The organism is Novosphingobium sp. GW835-FHT14H07 (genome assembly GCF_058793515.1).
The window spans coordinates 1-553 of the sequence record NZ_JBXAFX010000090.1 but is presented as its reverse complement, the minus strand read 5'-3'; the positions used below and the strand labels follow the sequence as shown (position 1 = coordinate 553).

Below are 553 nucleotides of genomic sequence, written 5' to 3'. Positions count from 1 at the left end.
GGCTTTGCCGCATCACAAGCGGCAACCGCCCCTGCCAACCCCGGAACAGGTCACACCAGCGACTGTAACGATACCCATCCGGGTTTGCGGCGTAATACTCCTCCCACAGAACCTGGAGTGTCACGTGCTTGCGCTTGAGTTCGCGCGCCACCACCGACCAATCTGGCTCTGGCTGCTTACGACGGCCGGGCCTCACCCCGGATATGCCGTAAAGGCGCGCTTCCAGTTCCGCGTCGGTCATCTCGGCCGGCACCGGCCACGTCAGCCCGGACCACCCGAAACGCCGCAGCGTGTCGCGCACCGTCGTCGGCCCGATCCCGACCCGTTCGCCAACTACCCGCGTCGACAACCCGGCATCCAGGCTCAGCTGCAAAATCTCGCGCACATGGCGCATCGCTAACCTCCTCGTCGGCATCCATTTCCTCCAGTCGACTGACGACCGGAGAAATGGCCCAACGATCAGGCTGCCCACACCTCAAACTGCGCGCGATCACCTCGGAATGCCGCGCGCGATCAAATCGGAACAGTGCGCGCGATGACCTCGGAATCCGCA

The 553-nt window shown here is 64.2% G+C and carries 1 protein-coding gene; it reads right to left on the bottom strand.

What is annotated here, in order from left to right:
* Positions 1-394: helix-turn-helix domain-containing protein (locus tag AC1Q5P_RS21945; protein ID WP_492520030.1), on the bottom strand; the 394-nt coding region annotated here is incomplete at its 3' end.
* Between the last annotated feature and the right edge of the window lie 159 nt (positions 395-553).